This window comes from Variovorax sp. 01T439_2 (genome assembly GCF_056398445.1).
Genome location: NZ_JBFTPJ010001084.1, coordinates 1 through 1,812 on the forward strand (window position 1 = coordinate 1; position 1,812 = coordinate 1,812).

Here is a 1,812-nt window from a genome sequence, read left to right on the forward strand (position 1 = left end):
ATCGTGCGCCGCGCACCGTCGCTGCAACTCACCGCCGATGCGCGCAACGCATCGGCTGCTCCGGCCCGTGCCGAGGAGGCATTGGCATGATCGACGCAGTGCATGCTTTCGGCCAGGGACTGGTCCACGCGGGCTGGTGGACGGGCCTGGCCTGGCCCGTGATCTGGACGCTGATCAAGATCATCGTGGTCGTGCTTCCGCTGATGGGGGCCGTGGCCTACCTCACGCTCTGGGAACGCAAGGCGATCGGCTTCACGCAGATCCGCATCGGACCGAACCGCATCGGACCGCTGGGCCTGCTGCAGCCCATCGCCGACGCGCTCAAGCTGATGACCAAGGAAATCATTCTTCCGACGGTCGCCAACAAGGGCCTGTTCCTGCTCGGCCCGATCATGACCATCATGCCGGCGCTCGTCGCATGGGCCGTGATTCCCTTCGGCCCCGACGTGGCGCTGGCCAACATCAACGCCGGCCTGCTGTTCGTGATGGCCATCACCTCGCTCGAGGTCTACGGCGTGATCATCGCGGGCTGGGCATCGAATTCGAAGTACGCCTTCCTGGGCGCGTTGCGCGCCTCGGCACAGATGGTGAGCTACGAGATCGCGATGGGCTTCTGCTTCGTCGTGGTGCTGATGGTCTCGGCCAGCCTGAACATGACCGACATCGTGACGGGGCAGGGCAAGGGCACCTTCGCCGACATGGGCATCGGCTTCCTGTCGTGGAACTGGTTGTCGCTGCTGCCGATCTTCGTCGTCTACTTCATCTCGGGCCTGGCGGAAACCAACCGCCACCCCTTCGACGTGGTCGAAGGCGAGTCCGAGATCGTTGCGGGCCACATGATCGAGTACTCGGGCATGAGCTTCGCGATGTTCTTCCTGGCCGAGTACGCCAACATGTGGCTGGTCTCGATCCTGTGCACCGTGCTGTTCCTCGGCGGATGGCTGCCGCCGTTCGAGTTCCTGAGCTTCATCCCGGGCTGGATCTGGCTCGGTGCCAAGACCTTCTGCGTGGTCACCATGTTCCTGTGGGTCCGATCCACCTTCCCGCGCTTCCGCTATGACCAGATCATGCGGCTCGGCTGGAAGATCTTCATTCCGGTCACGCTCGTGTGGCTGGTCGTGGTCGGTGCCTGGATGCAGACCCCGTTCAACATCTGGAAATAACTGGAAGCGCCAACATCATGACTGCTGCGCATRCCGCCGGCGCGCTCGCGCGCCCTTCCAAGCTCGCATCCGCGCCTTTCTCGCTCAAGGACTTCCTGGGCAGCTTCATGCTGTTCGAGCTGTTCAAGGGCCTGGCCATCACCGGCAAGTACGCCTTCGCCCGCAAGATCACGGTGCAGTTCCCCGAAGAGAAGACGCCGCTGTCGCCGCGCTTTCGGGGCCTGCATGCGCTGCGCCGCTATGAGAACGGCGAAGAGCGCTGCATTGCCTGCAAGCTCTGCGAAGCCGTGTGCCCGGCGCTGGCCATCACCATCGAATCCGATGTGCGCGACGACGGCTCGCGCCGCACCACGCGCTACGACATCGACCTGACCAAGTGCATCTTCTGCGGCTTCTGCGAAGAGAGCTGCCCGGTCGATTCGATCGTGGAGACGCACATCTTCGAATACCACGGCGAAAAGCGCGGCGACCTGTACTTCACSAAGGACATGCTGCTGGCCGTGGGCGACCGCTACGAAAAAGAAATTGCAGCGAACAAGGCGGCCGACGCCAAGTACCGCTGATCCCGCTCAGCCCGAACCCCGTACCAATTCGAATTCCAATGGACGTCAAGACCGGTCTGTTCTATCTCTTTGCCGCGGTGCTGCTG

At 63.0% G+C, this 1,812-nt stretch carries 2 protein-coding genes; both read left to right on the forward strand.

Annotated elements, in window-relative coordinates:
- The first annotated feature begins 86 nt into the window (after positions 1-86).
- Complete coding sequence (gene nuoH, locus AC1DOC_RS32165; protein ID WP_012748600.1) at positions 87-1,163, forward strand: NADH-quinone oxidoreductase subunit NuoH; 1,077 nt, start codon at positions 87-89, stop codon at positions 1,161-1,163.
- Positions 1,164-1,180: 17 nt separating this feature from the next.
- Positions 1,181-1,726 carry an NADH-quinone oxidoreductase subunit NuoI gene (nuoI, locus tag AC1DOC_RS32170; protein WP_478131386.1) on the forward strand — a complete coding sequence of 182 codons (546 nt, stop codon included), beginning with the start codon at positions 1,181-1,183 and terminating at the stop codon, positions 1,724-1,726.
- The last annotated feature ends 86 nt before the right edge of the window (positions 1,727-1,812 follow it).